The following is a 13,344-nucleotide window of genomic DNA, read 5'->3' on the forward strand; positions in this document are numbered from 1 at the left end:
GCGACGACCGCGGGCCCGCACGGGCGGCAATCCTCCGCATCGTCCGGCCCCGAAAACGTAACCGCAGGCGCCTCTACCCGACGCACCGGCCGGCCCCGCCACCACGACCGCGTCGCCCAAAAATCCCACCCCCACGGCCTTCGTGCACGGCAGCTCGAACCCGGGGCCGGTTGACACCACCCCCGCCATCGCCAACACCTCGCGCCCGCCGCTTCCGGAGCGGCGAACCCGGGAAGACCTGTGACACGATGGCGGTGACGCGCACCTACCTCGACTTCGAGAAGCCGGTTGCCGAGCTGGAGGCCAAGCTCGAGGAATTGCGCGCGGTCGGCGAGCGCGACGGCGCGGTCTCGATCTCCGAAGAGGTCGGCCGGCTGGAGGCCAAGGCCGGCCAGGCCCTGGCCGAGATCTACGCGAGCCTCACGCCCTGGCAGAAGACCCAGGTCGCCCGCCATCCGCAGCGCCCGCATTTCGTGGATTACTGCGCCGGGCTGATCAGCGAGTTCACGCCGCTCGCCGGCGACCGCACCTTCGGCGAGGACGAGGCGATCCTGGGCGGCTTCGGCCGGTTCCGCGGGCGCCCGGTCTTGGTGCTCGGCCAGGAGAAGGGCGCCACCACGGAGGCGCGGCTGCGCCACAATTTCGGGATGGCCCGGCCCGAGGGCTACCGCAAGGCGGTGCGCCTGATGGAGACCGCCGACCGGTTCGGCCTGCCGGTGATCGCCTTCGTCGACACCGCCGGCGCCTATCCGGGCATCGAGGCCGAGGAGCGGGGCCAGGCCGAGGCCATCGCCCGCTCCACCGAGGCGTGCCTGGCGCTCGGCGTGCCCAACGTCGCCGTGGTGATCGGGGAGGGCGGCTCGGGCGGCGCCATCGCGCTCGCCACCGCCAACCGGGTGCTGATGCTGGAGCACGCGATCTACGGGGTGATCTCCCCCGAGGGCGCCGCCTCGATCCTGTGGCGCGACCAGGGCCGCGCCCACGAGGCCGCCACCGCCATGAAGATCACCGCGCAGGACCTGCTGCGCCTCGGCGTCATCGACGGCATCATCCCGGAGGCCACCGGCGGCGCCCACCGCGACCGCGAGGCGGCGATCCGCGGCGCTGGCGACGCCGTCGCGGACGCGCTCGCCCAGTTCGACGGCCTGAGCCCCGTGGAGATCCGCGACCGCCGGGCGGAAAAGTTCCTCGCCATCGGCCGGACGCTGTGAGCAGCCCAGGCGCGACGGGCGGCCTGCTGGGCGCCCTCGGGCGGCTCCTGGGGCGGCGCGACGCGCGCGAGCCGGGCGGGCACAACCACGTCTCGCTCGGCTGCAATTGCCAGATGGCGCACGTGCTCAAGACCCTGGACCTGCGCCACTGGTCCGGCCCGCTGGACTGGATCTTCTCCATGCCCGGCATGATCCGGGATTGCCTGGACGACGACTTTGCCGCGCTCACCGACCGGGACCAGCTCGAGAGCATCCCGGAGGCGGAGCGCCGCGGCCCCGACATCTGGCGCGGCCGGCACCGGCTCTACCGGGAGCGGCACGGGCTCGAATGCGTGTTCAACCACCACGACCCGGCGGCGAACGCGGCCGATTACGCCTTCCTGGCCGAGGGCGTGCGCCGCCTGCGCGTCGCCCTCGACACCCCCGGCACCCAGAACCGGCTGTGGATGATGACCCACCTCCACACGCCCCGGGAGACGGTGGAGGCGATCGACGACCTTCTCGCGCGCCGGGCGAGCCGCAACCACCTGACCTTCCTGCAGCTCCGGCCGGACCATCCGGGCGTCGCGGTGGTGGAGGCGGCCGACCTGCGCCCGACCTTGCGCTGGCTGACGGTCCAGACCCGCTCGACCCCGGTCGGCCTGCGGCTGGCCGACCCGGCCGAGGACGCCGAGCTCGTGGAGATCATCCGCACCGAGGCGGCCCGGCCGCCGGAGGTGTTCGGGTGAGCTGTCTCATTGCTCCGGCTCACCCCCCGCGCATCCGCGCCGCCAGAAAATCCACCAGCACCCGCACCCGGGCCGGCAGGCCCACGCCGCCCACGAACACCGCGTGGATCGCCTCGCGGTCCTGCGGATTGAACGGCTCCAGCAAGGGCACCAGCCGGCCGGCCGCGAGGTCGTCGGCGATGTGGAAGGTCCCGACCCGGGTGATGCCGACGCCGCCGAGCGCCAGCTGCACCAGGGTCTCGCCGTTGTTGGCCGCGATGGTGCCGTGCACCGGCAGGACGAAATCGCGTCCGTCCTCGCGGAACGGCCAGCCGGGCTCGCTGCGGCGGAAGGTGAAATCCAGGCAGTTGTGGCCGGCGAGGTCGGCGGGCCGGCGCGGCGTCCCGGCCCGGGCGAGGTAGGCGGGGGCGGCCACCACGGTCCGGCCGGTCTCGCCGAGCCGCCGGGCGGTGAGCGGGCTGTCGGCCAGGGGCCCGAACCGGATGCCGATATCGGCCCGGCCGCCGAGCACGTCGGCGATCTCGTCGCTCAGGTCGATCTCGACCACGATGCCGGGATGCTCCGCCACGAAGGCCCCGAGCAGCGGCACGATCACCAGGCGGCCGTGGGCGGTGGCGGCGCTGACCCGGACCCGTCCGCGCGGAGAGCCCCGGTCGGACAAGGCCGTCTCGGTCTCGTCGAGGTCGGCCAGGATGCGCCGTGCCGCGCGCCCGTAGGTCTCGCCCTCCTGGGTCAGGCGCAGGGTTCGGGTGGTCCGGACCAGGAGTTGCACGCCGAGCCGCGCCTCGATCCGGGCGACGACCCGGCTCACGGCCGAAGGGGTCAGCCCGAGCCGGCGCGCCGCCGCCGACAGGCTGCCGGCCTCCGCCACCGCCACGAACACGGCCATGTCCCCGGCGCGGTCGACCCCGTCGCGCTGCATGCGTGACACCCCTGCACGGATCCCGATCCGCCGCGCCGGCCTAACGATCGGCCGGCGATTCGGCCATGTGCAGGCGCGGACCGGACGACCTCCGGCGAGGCACTCAGGCGGCGTCCGGGACGGGCGTGATGCGGGCGAGCTCGTCGCCGATGGCCGAGAGCAGCGTCTCGCTCTCGAACTGCATGTGCAGATTGAGCCAGAACTGGTGCGAGGTCCGGAACAGCCGGGCCAGCCGGAGCGCCGTATCGGTGCTGATGCCGATCTCCTCCTTCACGATCCGCTCGATCCGCGAGCGCGGCAGCCCCAGTGCGCGCGCGACGGCGCCGGCCGAGAGGCCGAAGGGGGCCATGAATTCCTCGCGCAGGATCTCGCCGGGGTGGACCGGCGGATGCGCATCGAACGCCTCCGCCCGGTCGAAGATCCGGCGCAGATCGGCGATGGTTTCGGCGCTGTGTGCCATGGGATGAATCTTGTCGTCGGTGGTCGTCATGACACCCTCGGGCAAGGCCGAATGCCTCAGTGATAGTCGGTGAACTCGACCCGGTCGGGACCGGAGGCGGTCCAGATGAAACAGATGCGGAATTGGTCGTTGACCGCGATAGCGTGCTGACCCACGCGATCCCTGCTCAACGGATGAAGCCTGGTCCCCGGTCGATCGTTGAGGTCGTCGAGCGACGTTGCGGCATTCAATGCGATGAGCTTGCGGCGTGTCGCTTTGAATAGGTCGGCCGGAAAACCTTTGGGGCAACGCCCGGCGAAAACAGCCTGTGTGAGCGCATCGTGAAAGCCCAGAATCATCGCACCGGCCCGGACCGCGATGACTGGTATCTGTACCACTGAGTGCAACAATCCGCAATCCTGTGGGTCGGTCGCATGCCCGGCCGCGCAAGCGGGTGACGGACCCGCTGATCGTCCCTCCCACTGGGATTTATGACTGAAACGCACAGATCTCGGTCCCGCCACTGGGCTACTCCCCTCACGCCGAATCCGCCACGTGCGTCTCCGGAACAACCGGAGCCTCCTCATGGCGATCAATCCTCCCCTGCTGGCCCTGGCGGTCGGCGCCTTCGGCATCGGCGTCATGGAGTTCACCCCGATGGGCATGCTGCCGCTCATGGCCGGGGATCTCGGCGTCTCGATTCCCGCCGCCGGCCTGGTGGTCAGCGCCTACGCGCTCGGCGTCCAGGTCGGGGCGCCGCTGATGACGCTGGCCGCGGCCCGGGTGCCCCGGCGCCGGCTGCTGGTCGGGCTGATGGCGATCTTCACGCTCGGCAACCTGCTCGCGGCCATCGCCGACAGCTATGCCATGCTGGTGGTCGCCCGGCTGGTCACCGCGCTGAACCACGGCGCGTTCTTCGGGATCGGCTCGGTGGTGGCCGCCGGGCTGGTGCCGCCGGAGCGCCGGGCCGCCGCGGTGGCGTCGATGTTCTCGGGGCTGACCGTCGCGACGATCGGCGGCGTGCCGCTCGCCGCCTGGGTCGGCAAGGTGCTCGGCTGGCGGGCGGCGTTCTGGGGCATCGCCATGATCGGCGCGGTCGCCATGCTGGCGCTGCGCCTGGCGCTGCCGGAGCTGCGGGTCGAGAGCCGGGATGACCTGCGGGCCGAGTTGCGTGCCCTCGGCCGCGGCCCGGTGCTCGCCGCGCTGGCGCTCACCATGGTGGGGTTCAGCGCGATGTTCACGCTGTTCACTTACATCGTGCCGATCCTGCGGATCGAGACCGGCGCAACGAGCCTGTTCGTCACCGCGATGCTGGTGCTGTTCGGGATCGGCCTCACGGCCGGCAACTGGCTGGGCGGTCGCCTCGCCGATCGCTCGGTGGACGGGACCATCCTCGGATCCCTGGCCGCCCAGATCGTCGTCCTCGCGCTGTTCGCCTGGGGCATGCGGGGAGAAGCATCGGCGGCGCTGCTGATCGTCGTGTGGGGGATCGCGAGCTTCGCCATCGTGCCCCCGCTGCAGATGCGGGTCATGGATGAGGCCGGCGCCGCGCCCAACCTCGCGGCGGCGATGAATATCGGTGCGTTCAACCTCGGCAACGCCATCGGGGCGGCGGTCGGCGGCGGCGTGATCGATGCCGGGCTCGGCTACGGGGCCGTGCCGCTCGCCGGCGCCGCCATGGCGGCGCTGGGCCTCGCCTTCCTGCTGTGGCTGCGCCGGGACGGACGGGTGCGGGCCGCCGCGGCGGCGCGCTGCGGATAAAGGATTCGGTCAGTCGGCCTTGGCTGCAAGAGCTTGAACCACCGCGCTTTCCCTCCCCCCTTTGCGGGGGAGGGTGGCCCCCGAAGGGGGTCGGGAGAGGGGAGCGCCGTTTCCGGAAAGGGCGCGACGGGCGCGAGATCCTGAACCGTCGCGCTGCCCCTCTCCCGACCCGGCCTGACGGCCGGCCCACCCTCCCCCGCAGAGGGGGGAGGGGCGCGCGCATGTTCGTCGCAGCCCTCATCCCCATCCCGCGAAGACGTGTGCACAGCTATCGTATCCACCGCTCACAGCCGTGCAGTGTTGCACCCCGGTCCTTGCGGTAACGAAGGTGCAAGCTTAACGAGCCTATTGGGTTGGGGAGTGGCGCCCGATGTCGGCTATCAAAAGGCCGCCGGGCGCAGACTGAAGACGACGAGGTTCCCCATGACGGCGCGTCTCGCGACTGCGCGACTGCTGGCGGCGGCGTCCCTGCTGGCCCTCGCGCTGGCCGGCTGCCAGGACGGCTCCGGGATCAACGGCCCGAGCGCGCGCAGCATCGCGCCGATCGCCCCCCAGACGCTCGCCCTGATGCAGACCAAGGGCATGCAGCAATCCGACCCGATCCTGATCCGCGCCTACAAGAAGGAAGCGGAGATGGAGGTGTGGAAGCGCGGCGGCGACGGCCGCTACGCGCTGCTGAAGACCTACCCGATCTGCCGCTGGTCCGGCCAGCTCGGGCCGAAGGTCCGCGAGGGCGACCGGCAGGCCCCGGAGGGGTTCTACACGATCACCCCGGGCCTGATGAACCCGAACTCGTCGTACTACCTCTCGTTCGACACCGGCTTCCCGAATGCCGTCGACCGGGCCAACGGGCGCACCGGCAAGTACCTGATGGTCCACGGCACCTGCTCGTCGGCGGGCTGCTTCGCCATGACCGACGCGACCATCGCGGAGATCTACGCGGTGGCCCGGGAGGCGTTCATCGGCGGCCAGCGCAGCTTCCAGTTCCAGTCCTACCCGTTCCGGATGACGGCCCAGAACATGGCCAAGTTCCGCAACGACCCGAACATGCCGTTCTGGCAGAACCTCAAGGAGGGCTCGGATTACTTCGAGGCCCTGCGCGAGGAGCCGAAGGTCGGCCAGTGCGGGACCAAATACGTGTTCGGCGGCTCGGACGCGGCGGCCGGCGCGTGCAAGCCGCGGGTCGACCCCGTCGTGGCCGAGAAGCGCGAGCACGACGAGCGCGAGGTGGCCGAGCTGGTCGCCAAGGGCACGCCGGCCGTGCGCGTGGTCTACCAGGACGGCGGCCAGAACCCGGTGTTCCGGCCGCCGGCCAACACCAGCGCCTTCGCGAGCCTCGGCGGCACCGAGACGGTGCTGCCCTACGACGCCAAGGAGTTCGGCCGGCACAATCTCGGCGACGTCAGCCGCCCCGAGACCCTGGCGGCCGGGCCGCAGGAGATCGAGATCGACCCGAAGGTGCAGCCGACGATGATGGCCGCGGCCGTGCCGGCGAAGGCGACTGCGAAGGCCGGACGGGGACAGAAGCCCGCCGCCACCACGCTGATGGCCAACCGCACCGATCCGGATCTCCGAGTCGAGACCACCGCGTCGGTCGGCCAGAAGCCCGCCCGGATCGCCGTGGCCGACGCGGATGGCGATCCGAGCAGCTACCAGAAGCTGATGGGCTCGCTGTTCGACAAGGAGAAGCCGACCCCCGCCACCCCGGCGGTGGACGCGACGGTCGTGCCCGAGCCGGTCAAGCTCGCGCACGCGGCCGAGCCGCTCGCCCCCAAGGCGGCGGCCAAGCCGCACGCGGTGAAGACCGCGAAGGTGGAGCCGAAGGCCGATCCGAAGCTCGTCCTGCGCAAGGGCGAGCCGGAGGCCAAGGCCAAGCCGTAGCGGCTACGGCCAAGCCGTAGCGGTCACGGCCCCGCCGTAGCGATCAGAGCAGCGGCCGGTCGCGGTTCATCAGCCACAGGGCGTGGACCGTGCCGGGCAGCCAGAAGATCAGCCACAGCAGGATGTTCAGCAGGAACTGCAGGCCGAAGCCCGTGGTGACGAGCACCGCCACCGGCGGGATGAAGATCGCGAGCAGGATTCGGACGAGGCTGGACACGGGAACTCCGAGTTGTGAGGTCGCGGCACAAACGACGCGCGGCCGTGTCCGTTCCCGTTGCGGGTACCACCGTGCGGCTCAGGCCGCCCTTCGTCATCGCGAGCGGTCGAACCGGAACCGTTGCGCGACTCCGCCGGCTCTGATACGTTTTACGTACAACGTAGCGCGCGGCGATGATTCAGAGTTTCGCGGACAAGGATACGGAGGCGCTCCACCTCCGCGACGTCTGTCACCGGCAGTGGCGCGCCTTCAAGGCCGTCGCCGTCCGCAAGCTGGACATGATCGACGCGGCCGCCGCGTTGGGCGACCTGCGTTCCCCGCCCGGCAACCAGCTCGAGAAGCTGAGCGGTAACCGCGACGGACAATGGAGCATCCGCATCAACGACCAGTGGCGCATCTGCTTCACATGGGGCGACGCCGGACCCGAGACCGTCGAGATCGTGGATTACCATAGAGGATAACCCCATGCCCCGCCTGCGCACGCATCCCGGTGAGGTTCTCCGCGAGGAGTTCATGGCGCCGCACGGACTGAGCGCCAATCGCCTCGCCGCCGAACTCGATGTCCCGCCCAACAGGCTCAGCGAGATCGTCCGCGAACGCCGCGGCGTGACCGCCGATACCGCGCTGCGCCTGAGCATCCGGTTCGGGACGACACCCCAGTTCTGGCTCAACCTTCAGACCGCGCACGACCTCTCGCACGCGGAGGCCGAGACCGACCTTTCGAAGGTGCGGCCCTACGAACCGGCCTGAGCGCCTCTTTCACGCTTGGCGCGATGGGACGGACGGGAACCACCGGCTGAAGGTGGCCGAGGCGGCGGCGTTCGCCCTCCGACCCGTCAGGGACATGAGCCACAACGGACTTCCGCCACCCGTGCCGTCATTCCGGGGCCGCGCAGCGGAGCCCGGAAACCAGAAACGCTGCCCCTGCAAGGCTTGGCACATCAGCGGGTCTGGATCCCGGGCTCCGCTGCGCGGCCCCGGGATGAGGGTGCGTGACGGTATGCGTCGAGCCTTCGCCCGAAGAACGAGATCAGGCTTTTCCTGCCGGGGGAACCGAAAATCCGAACCCCTGAGGCCCGTCGCTGCACGGACGGGGAGGGCACGTCCCGCCCCCCCAAAAAACCTCAGTTCTTCGCCGGCGGCGTGGTCGCGCCGGGGACGGCCGCCGCCTGCTTCTCCGGGTTCTTCACCTGGCTGTAGGCGACGTTGGCGAAGGTGCCGATCACCGCGGGCCAACTCGGGCTGGCGTATTGCGGATCGTCGCGGCCGACCTTGCAGAAGGCCGTGGTGAGGGCGTTGACCACGTCGTCGTCGGAGGCGCCGGTGTCGGCCGCCTTGATCTGCGGCACCACCCGGACCAGCGTCGGCACGAAGTCCTGCTGCTTGAGGCCGGTGAGCGTCGCCGCGACGCCGACCTTGTCGAAGGCGGCCTTCAGCGTGTCCTGCTCGATCTCGGCGCAGGGGGCGGTGCCGGCCAGCATGGTCTTGGTGGCGGCCCGGGCCTCGGAGGCCTTGTCGCCGGTCACCGGCGGCGCCTTGTTGCCCCAGGAGTTGCGGATGTAGTCGGTGACGTTCCGGACCTCGACGTCGGTCATCTGCTGGCCGATCGCCACCATCGGGGCGAGCCCGCTCTGGGCGGCAAGACCGCCGTAGATCACCCGCAGCACCGTCTCGGGGCCTTCGGACTGGACGGAGGTGTTGCCGGCCAGCGCCGGCACCGCGCCCTCGATGCCCTTGCCGTTGGGCTGGTGGCAGGAGGAGCAGTAGGTCAGGTAGGTGGAGGCGCCGGGGGCGTCGGCGGTGTCGAAGGCGGTGAGGTCCTTGGGCTTGTAGGTCTGCTTGGCCGGGACCGTGCGCAGGTAGGCGACCATCGCCTTCAGGTCCTCCTCCTTCACCTTGGAGAGAGATTCCATGATGGTCTGGCGCATCGGGCCGGCGGCGACGCCGGGGCGGTCGCCCGGGGCGGTGCCGGTCTTGAGGTAGGTCACCACCTGCTCGTCGGTCCAGGCGCCGATGCCCTGGTGGCCGTCCGGGGTGATGTTGGGGGCGTACCAGCCGTCGATGACGCCGCCGCCGAAGCGGCCGGCGAAGCTCGAATTGCCCACGAGCTTGTTCTCGTTGTGGCACATGGCGCAGTGGCCGAGCCCCTCCACCAGGTAGGCGCCGCGGTTCACCTCGGCGCTGGCGCTCGGGTCGGGCTTGAACCGCTCCTCCGTGAAGAACGCGGTCCGCCACGTCACCAGCGCGGTGCGGACGTTGAACGGGAACGGGATCTGGTTCTCTTTACGCTTCTCGCTCACCGGCGGGAGCGATTGCAGGTAGGCCCAGATGGCCTGCGTGTCCGCGTCGGTGACCTTGGTGTACCAGCCGAACGGGAAGGCCGGATACAGGTAGCCGACATGCTTGCTGTAGCCCTGGCGGAACGACTTCTCGAAGTCGGCGTAGGAGTAGTCGCCGAGCCCGGTCTCCTTGTCGGGGGTCAGGTTGGGGGTCATGATCACCCCGAACGGCATGTTGAGCGCGTAGTTGCCGGCCAGGAACTTGCCGCCCGGGGCGGTGTGGCAGGCGGCGCAGTCGCCCATGGTGACGAGGTACTTGCCCCGCTCGACCGGGTCGGACCCGTCCTGCGCCAGGGCCGGCGCGGCGAGCAGCAGGCCCGCAAGGATGGGGGCCGCGCCACGGGCCGGCGAGAGGGCGTTCCTGCGCTGCATGGCGACCTCTCCCGAGCCGTCTTTATAGGTTTTCCAGGGTGCTGCGCGTGAACGCGGCGCTCTGCGGCGTTGTTCCTGGCTGCGGCCGGGTGCGGCGATGCGCCGTGCCGCCCCGCCGGAACCGGAAACCGAGATCGGCGAGGTGGGCCAGGAGGCCCGCCAGCATCCAGCCGGCGACCGTCGGCCAGCCGGATCCGGTAAGCGCAGCCCGGAGCGCCAGCATCAGCGCCGCACCGGAGCCGAGGTTGGCGAGCAGCGGCCCCGGGGCCATCCCGCGGCGCCGCGCGAACCAGGCGAGCAGCAGCGCCTCGGCGGCGACCAGCCCCAGGATGATATCGACGATCCGCCCCGAGGCGAACAGCGCCTCCATCAGGCCAGCCCCCGGAACGGCGCGTTGAGCCGCACGATCCGCAGGTTCAGGCAGGCGGCGACGCTGACCCAGGCGAGATAGGGCAGGTTCATCAGCCCGGCCGCGATCGAGACCCGGCCGGTGACCAGCACCAGCACGGCGATCGACAGCCACAGGGCCGCGACCTCGGCCAGCGCCCAGTCGGGCCGGCGGAACCGGAAGAACAGCACGCTCCAGGCGATGTTGAGCACGCCGTTCACCGCGTAGGCGGCGACCAGCAGCAGCCGGGCGGTGGGATCGGGATCGCGGTTCCAGACCATCACGGCGGCGATGGTGGTGAGCAGGAAGATGGTGGTCCAGACCGGCCCGAACGCCCAGTCCGGCGGCTTCCAGGACGGGAACCGCAGGTGCCGGTACCAGCCATCCGTCTTGGTTGCGACCCCGCCGGCGACCGCGACCAGGATCGCCACCACGGCCGCCACCACGGGCGGGCCCCAGCTCGGATCGAGCCCCAGAAAAGTCACGGGGAGACCCAGCGGAACAGGTGGGCGAGGTCCTTGAAGAAGATCCGCGCGTGGGCGGCGGGCTTGGCCCGGACCAGCTCCTTGTTCATGTAGCTGTCCCAGGTGAGCTGCTGGACGTCCTTGTCCCGGCAGATCGACACGAACCGCTCGCGCAGGCCGTCGCTGCGGTACCAGACCCACTGCATCATCCCGAGGATCCAGAACACGCGGCCGTGCAGCTTCATGAACTGTTTGCGCGCGCCCGCGAGCGCCCGGACGTCGCCGGTGGCTAGGAAGGCTTTCGCCGCCTCGGCCGAGAGCTGGCCGCCCAGCATCGCGTAGTAGATGCCCTCGCCGGAGGCCGGGGCGACGACCCCGGCGGCATCGCCCGCCAGCAGCACGTCGCGGCCGTTGTCCCAGCGCTTGAGCGGCTTCAGCGGCAGCGGCGCGCCCTCCCGGCGGATCGTCTCGGCGCCGTCGAGGCCGGTGGCGACGCGCAGGGCCCGGATCGAGGAGCGCAGGGAAAAGCCCTTCTTCGCGCTGCCGGTGCCAATGCTGGCGGTCTCCCCGTGCGGAAAGATCCAGCTGTAGAAGTCCGGCGAGTGCCGGCCCTGATAGTAGACGTCGCAGCGGGCGGCATCGACGGCGCCACCCCCCGGCGCATCGGGGGCCGGCACCCGGACGATCTCGTGATAGGCGAAGACCTGCTTCATCTTGTCGTGGCCGGGCACCTCGGCCTTGCCCACCGGCGAGCAGGCCCCGTCGGCGCCGATCACCAGCCGCGCCCGGACCGCGTGGCGGGCCTGGGCCTCGCCCTTGCCGGTGGTGAAATGCACCAGCGGCGGGCCGTCGTCCGGCCGGGTCATCTTGTCGTAGGCCGCCTCGCGCAGGTCGGCGCCGGCCTCCTCGGCGCGGCTGCGCAGCCAGGGATCGAAATGCTGGCGGTCGACCATGCCGACGAAGCCCTCGCCCACCGGCATGTCCACGGCCTTGCCGCTCGGCGCCACCATCCGGGCGGAGCGGATCTTGGCCACCAGCAGCGAATCGGGGATCGCGAAGTCGCGGATCAGCCGGGGCGGGATCGCGCCGCCGCAGGGCTTGATCCGCCCGGGCTTGTCGAGCAGCAGCACCGCGTGCCCGGCCCGGGCCAGCTCGGTGGCCGCCGTCGCCCCCGCGGGGCCCCCGCCGACCACGACGACGTCGTAGGGGGCGTCATCATTCAACCGAGCCATCGCGTCACCTCGCGCCGAGGATGGGATTGAGCGGGATCGCGCCCCGAGCGGGAGCCCGGACGGGCTCGAGCCGCAGGGCCAGCACCACCGCGACGAGGAACAGCACCCCCTCGGCGGCGAAGACGGCGGCGTAGGCCTGGACCGGCTCGGCCGTGAAGAGCCGCACCAGATCCACGGCGGCGGCCCCCAGGAAACCGCCGGCCCCGAAGGCGACGCCCTGGGCCGCGCCCCAGACGCCCATGCGGGTGCCGCGCTCCCTTGCGTCGCCGCGGCCGGCCAGCGCCATCATCGAGCCGATCGCGGCGACCGCGTAGGCGCCGTTGGCGACCCCCAGCGCGAACACCACCAGGCGCAGGGGCAGGACGTCGCCGCCGGCGGCGAGCGCGAACAGGGCGGCGGCCGAGCCGGCGCAGCCCAGCGCGATCCAGAGCCGCAGGGAGGCCAGCGCGGTGCCGCGCGCCGCCAGCGTCACGCCCGCCACCAGCAGCATCCCGGCGAGCACGCCGCCGTGCTGGAGCCCGGCGAGCTTGGTGGTGGCTCCCGGGCTCATGGCGAAGACCAGCCCGGCATAGGGCTCCAGGATCAGTTCCTGGGCGCTGTAGGCCAGCATCGAGACGAACACGAAGATCGTGAAGGTCCGCGCCAGCGGATCGGCGAGCACATGGGCCAGCACCGTGAAGAACGGTTTTTTGGCCACTTCGGGCTCGGGCGCCCGGGCGGGCAGGCGCCGCTCGACTCCGGCCAGCGCCAGCACGGCGACGCAGAACGCGATCGCCGAAACCGTGCCCGACACGGCGACCAGCCTGAGGCCGGAGAACGGATCCAAAAAGTGCCCGGCGAGCGGCGCCGTCAGGGCGAAGCCCAGTATCATCATCACCCACACGATGGTGGCCGCCGCCCCGCGCCGGGCCGGCGCCACGCCCCCCGACAGCAGCACCAGCAGGGACGTCCCGGCCGCCCCGGCCCCGATCCCGACGCACAGGAACGACAGGGCGGCCAGGGCGAGGCCGAGCACGAGGTCGGTGGCGGCGAGCGCCGTGCCGCAGGCCGCCCCGAACCCGCCGAGGCAGAGCGCGGCCATGCCGCCGACGATCCAGGGGGTCCGGGTCCCGCTCCGGTCGGAGCCGTAGCCCCAGCGCGGGCGCAGGACCTGTGCGCCGTAATGCAGGGTGACCAGGAACCCCGGCACCAGGGCGGGGAGCGCCAGCTCCACCACCATCACCCGGTTCAGCGTCGCGGTCATCAGCACGACGACGCTGCCCAGGGCGGTCTGGACCAGGCCGAGGCGGACGATCTGGGGCCAGCCCAGGCCGTCTTCGGGCGCCGCGCCGCTTTTCCCTCCCCCCTCTGCGGGGGAGGGTGGCCCCCGAAGGGGGTCGGGAGAGGGGCA

General features: G+C 71.4%; 15 protein-coding genes. 6 read left to right on the forward strand and 9 right to left on the reverse strand.

Annotated features, from left to right (window positions below; genetic code table 11):
* The first annotated feature begins 248 nt into the window (after positions 1 to 248).
* The gene (locus tag MFF40_RS19985) at positions 249 to 1,211 is read left to right on the forward strand and encodes an acetyl-CoA carboxylase carboxyltransferase subunit alpha (protein WP_147899431.1); all 963 of its coding nucleotides are present in this window, start codon (positions 249 to 251) and stop codon (positions 1,209 to 1,211) included.
* The gene (locus MFF40_RS19990) at positions 1,208 to 1,939 is read left to right on the forward strand and encodes a DUF1796 family putative cysteine peptidase (protein WP_238261926.1); all 732 of its coding nucleotides are present in this window, start codon (positions 1,208 to 1,210) and stop codon (positions 1,937 to 1,939) included. Before MFF40_RS19985 ends, MFF40_RS19990 begins: the two co-directional genes overlap by 4 nt.
* A 19-nt stretch (positions 1,940 to 1,958) precedes the next feature.
* Here MFF40_RS19990 and MFF40_RS19995 read toward each other — a convergent pair whose 3' ends face one another.
* The 3 genes from MFF40_RS19995 to MFF40_RS20005 form a co-directional block, all read right to left on the reverse strand.
* Entirely contained in the window at positions 1,959 to 2,861 is a 903-nt protein-coding gene (locus MFF40_RS19995) for a LysR family transcriptional regulator (RefSeq protein WP_147899434.1), read from the reverse strand.
* A 103-nt stretch (positions 2,862 to 2,964) separates the two neighbouring features.
* On the reverse strand, positions 2,965 to 3,351 hold the full coding sequence (locus MFF40_RS28925; RefSeq protein ID WP_308447713.1) for a HigA family addiction module antitoxin: 387 nt from the start codon (positions 3,349 to 3,351) through the stop codon (positions 2,965 to 2,967).
* A gap of 26 nt (positions 3,352 to 3,377) precedes the next feature.
* On the reverse strand, positions 3,378 to 3,659 hold the full coding sequence (locus MFF40_RS20005; RefSeq protein ID WP_147857715.1) for a type II toxin-antitoxin system RelE/ParE family toxin: 282 nt from the start codon (positions 3,657 to 3,659) through the stop codon (positions 3,378 to 3,380).
* Between the two features lie 226 nt (positions 3,660 to 3,885).
* On the opposite strand from MFF40_RS20005, the gene MFF40_RS20010 reads away from it, so the two are divergent.
* Together MFF40_RS20010 and MFF40_RS20015 are read left to right on the forward strand one after the other, a co-directional pair.
* Positions 3,886 to 5,061: an MFS transporter gene (locus MFF40_RS20010; protein WP_238261928.1), complete on the forward strand. Its 1,176-nt coding sequence runs from the start codon at positions 3,886 to 3,888 to the stop codon at positions 5,059 to 5,061.
* Positions 5,062 to 5,484: 423 nt separating this feature from the next.
* Positions 5,485 to 6,942, forward strand: a complete 1,458-nt coding sequence (locus MFF40_RS20015; RefSeq protein WP_147855840.1) for a L,D-transpeptidase family protein — start codon at positions 5,485 to 5,487, stop codon at positions 6,940 to 6,942.
* Positions 6,943 to 6,985: 43 nt separating this feature from the next.
* Here the strand turns inward: MFF40_RS20015 and MFF40_RS20020 are convergent, their stop codons facing one another.
* Positions 6,986 to 7,159 (reverse strand): YqaE/Pmp3 family membrane protein, encoded by a 174-nt coding sequence (locus MFF40_RS20020; protein ID WP_147855839.1) that lies wholly within the window; start codon positions 7,157 to 7,159, stop codon positions 6,986 to 6,988.
* 173 nt (positions 7,160 to 7,332) lie between these two features.
* Here MFF40_RS20020 and MFF40_RS20025 point away from each other — a divergent pair, with 173 nt between their 5' ends.
* Together MFF40_RS20025 and MFF40_RS20030 are read left to right on the forward strand one after the other, a co-directional pair.
* Positions 7,333 to 7,620: a type II toxin-antitoxin system RelE/ParE family toxin gene (locus tag MFF40_RS20025; protein WP_147855838.1), complete on the forward strand. Its 288-nt coding sequence runs from the start codon at positions 7,333 to 7,335 to the stop codon at positions 7,618 to 7,620.
* 4 nt (positions 7,621 to 7,624) lie between these two features.
* The gene (locus MFF40_RS20030; protein ID WP_147855837.1) at positions 7,625 to 7,909 is read left to right on the forward strand and encodes a HigA family addiction module antitoxin; all 285 of its coding nucleotides are present in this window, start codon (positions 7,625 to 7,627) and stop codon (positions 7,907 to 7,909) included.
* 374 nt (positions 7,910 to 8,283) lie between these two features.
* Here MFF40_RS20030 and MFF40_RS20035 read toward each other — a convergent pair whose 3' ends face one another.
* Genes MFF40_RS20035 through MFF40_RS20055 form a run of 5 tightly spaced genes read right to left on the reverse strand, consistent with a single transcriptional unit; the run spans position 8,284 to position 13,263 of the window.
* The gene (locus MFF40_RS20035; RefSeq protein ID WP_238261931.1) at positions 8,284 to 9,870 is read right to left on the reverse strand and encodes a cytochrome c; all 1,587 of its coding nucleotides are present in this window, start codon (positions 9,868 to 9,870) and stop codon (positions 8,284 to 8,286) included.
* Between the two features lie 22 nt (positions 9,871 to 9,892).
* Positions 9,893 to 10,240 (reverse strand): hypothetical protein, encoded by a 348-nt coding sequence (locus MFF40_RS20040; RefSeq protein ID WP_238261933.1) that lies wholly within the window; start codon positions 10,238 to 10,240, stop codon positions 9,893 to 9,895.
* A complete protein-coding gene (locus tag MFF40_RS20045) occupies positions 10,240 to 10,743 on the reverse strand; it encodes a TspO/MBR family protein (RefSeq protein ID WP_147899033.1) in 504 nt (167 codons plus the stop codon). Before MFF40_RS20045 ends, MFF40_RS20040 begins: the two co-directional genes overlap by 1 nt.
* Positions 10,740 to 11,954, reverse strand: a complete 1,215-nt coding sequence (locus MFF40_RS20050; protein ID WP_238261935.1) for a geranylgeranyl diphosphate reductase — start codon at positions 11,952 to 11,954, stop codon at positions 10,740 to 10,742. The genes MFF40_RS20045 and MFF40_RS20050 overlap by 4 nt, the downstream gene beginning before the upstream one ends.
* Positions 11,955 to 11,958: 4 nt before the next feature.
* On the reverse strand, positions 11,959 to 13,263 hold the full coding sequence (locus MFF40_RS20055) for a BCD family MFS transporter (RefSeq protein ID WP_238261941.1): 1,305 nt from the start codon (positions 13,261 to 13,263) through the stop codon (positions 11,959 to 11,961).
* Between the last annotated feature and the right edge of the window lie 81 nt (positions 13,264 to 13,344).

Origin of the sequence: Methylobacterium mesophilicum (assembly GCF_022179445.1) — a bacterium.
Classification (GTDB): domain Bacteria; phylum Pseudomonadota; class Alphaproteobacteria; order Rhizobiales; family Beijerinckiaceae; genus Methylobacterium; species Methylobacterium mesophilicum.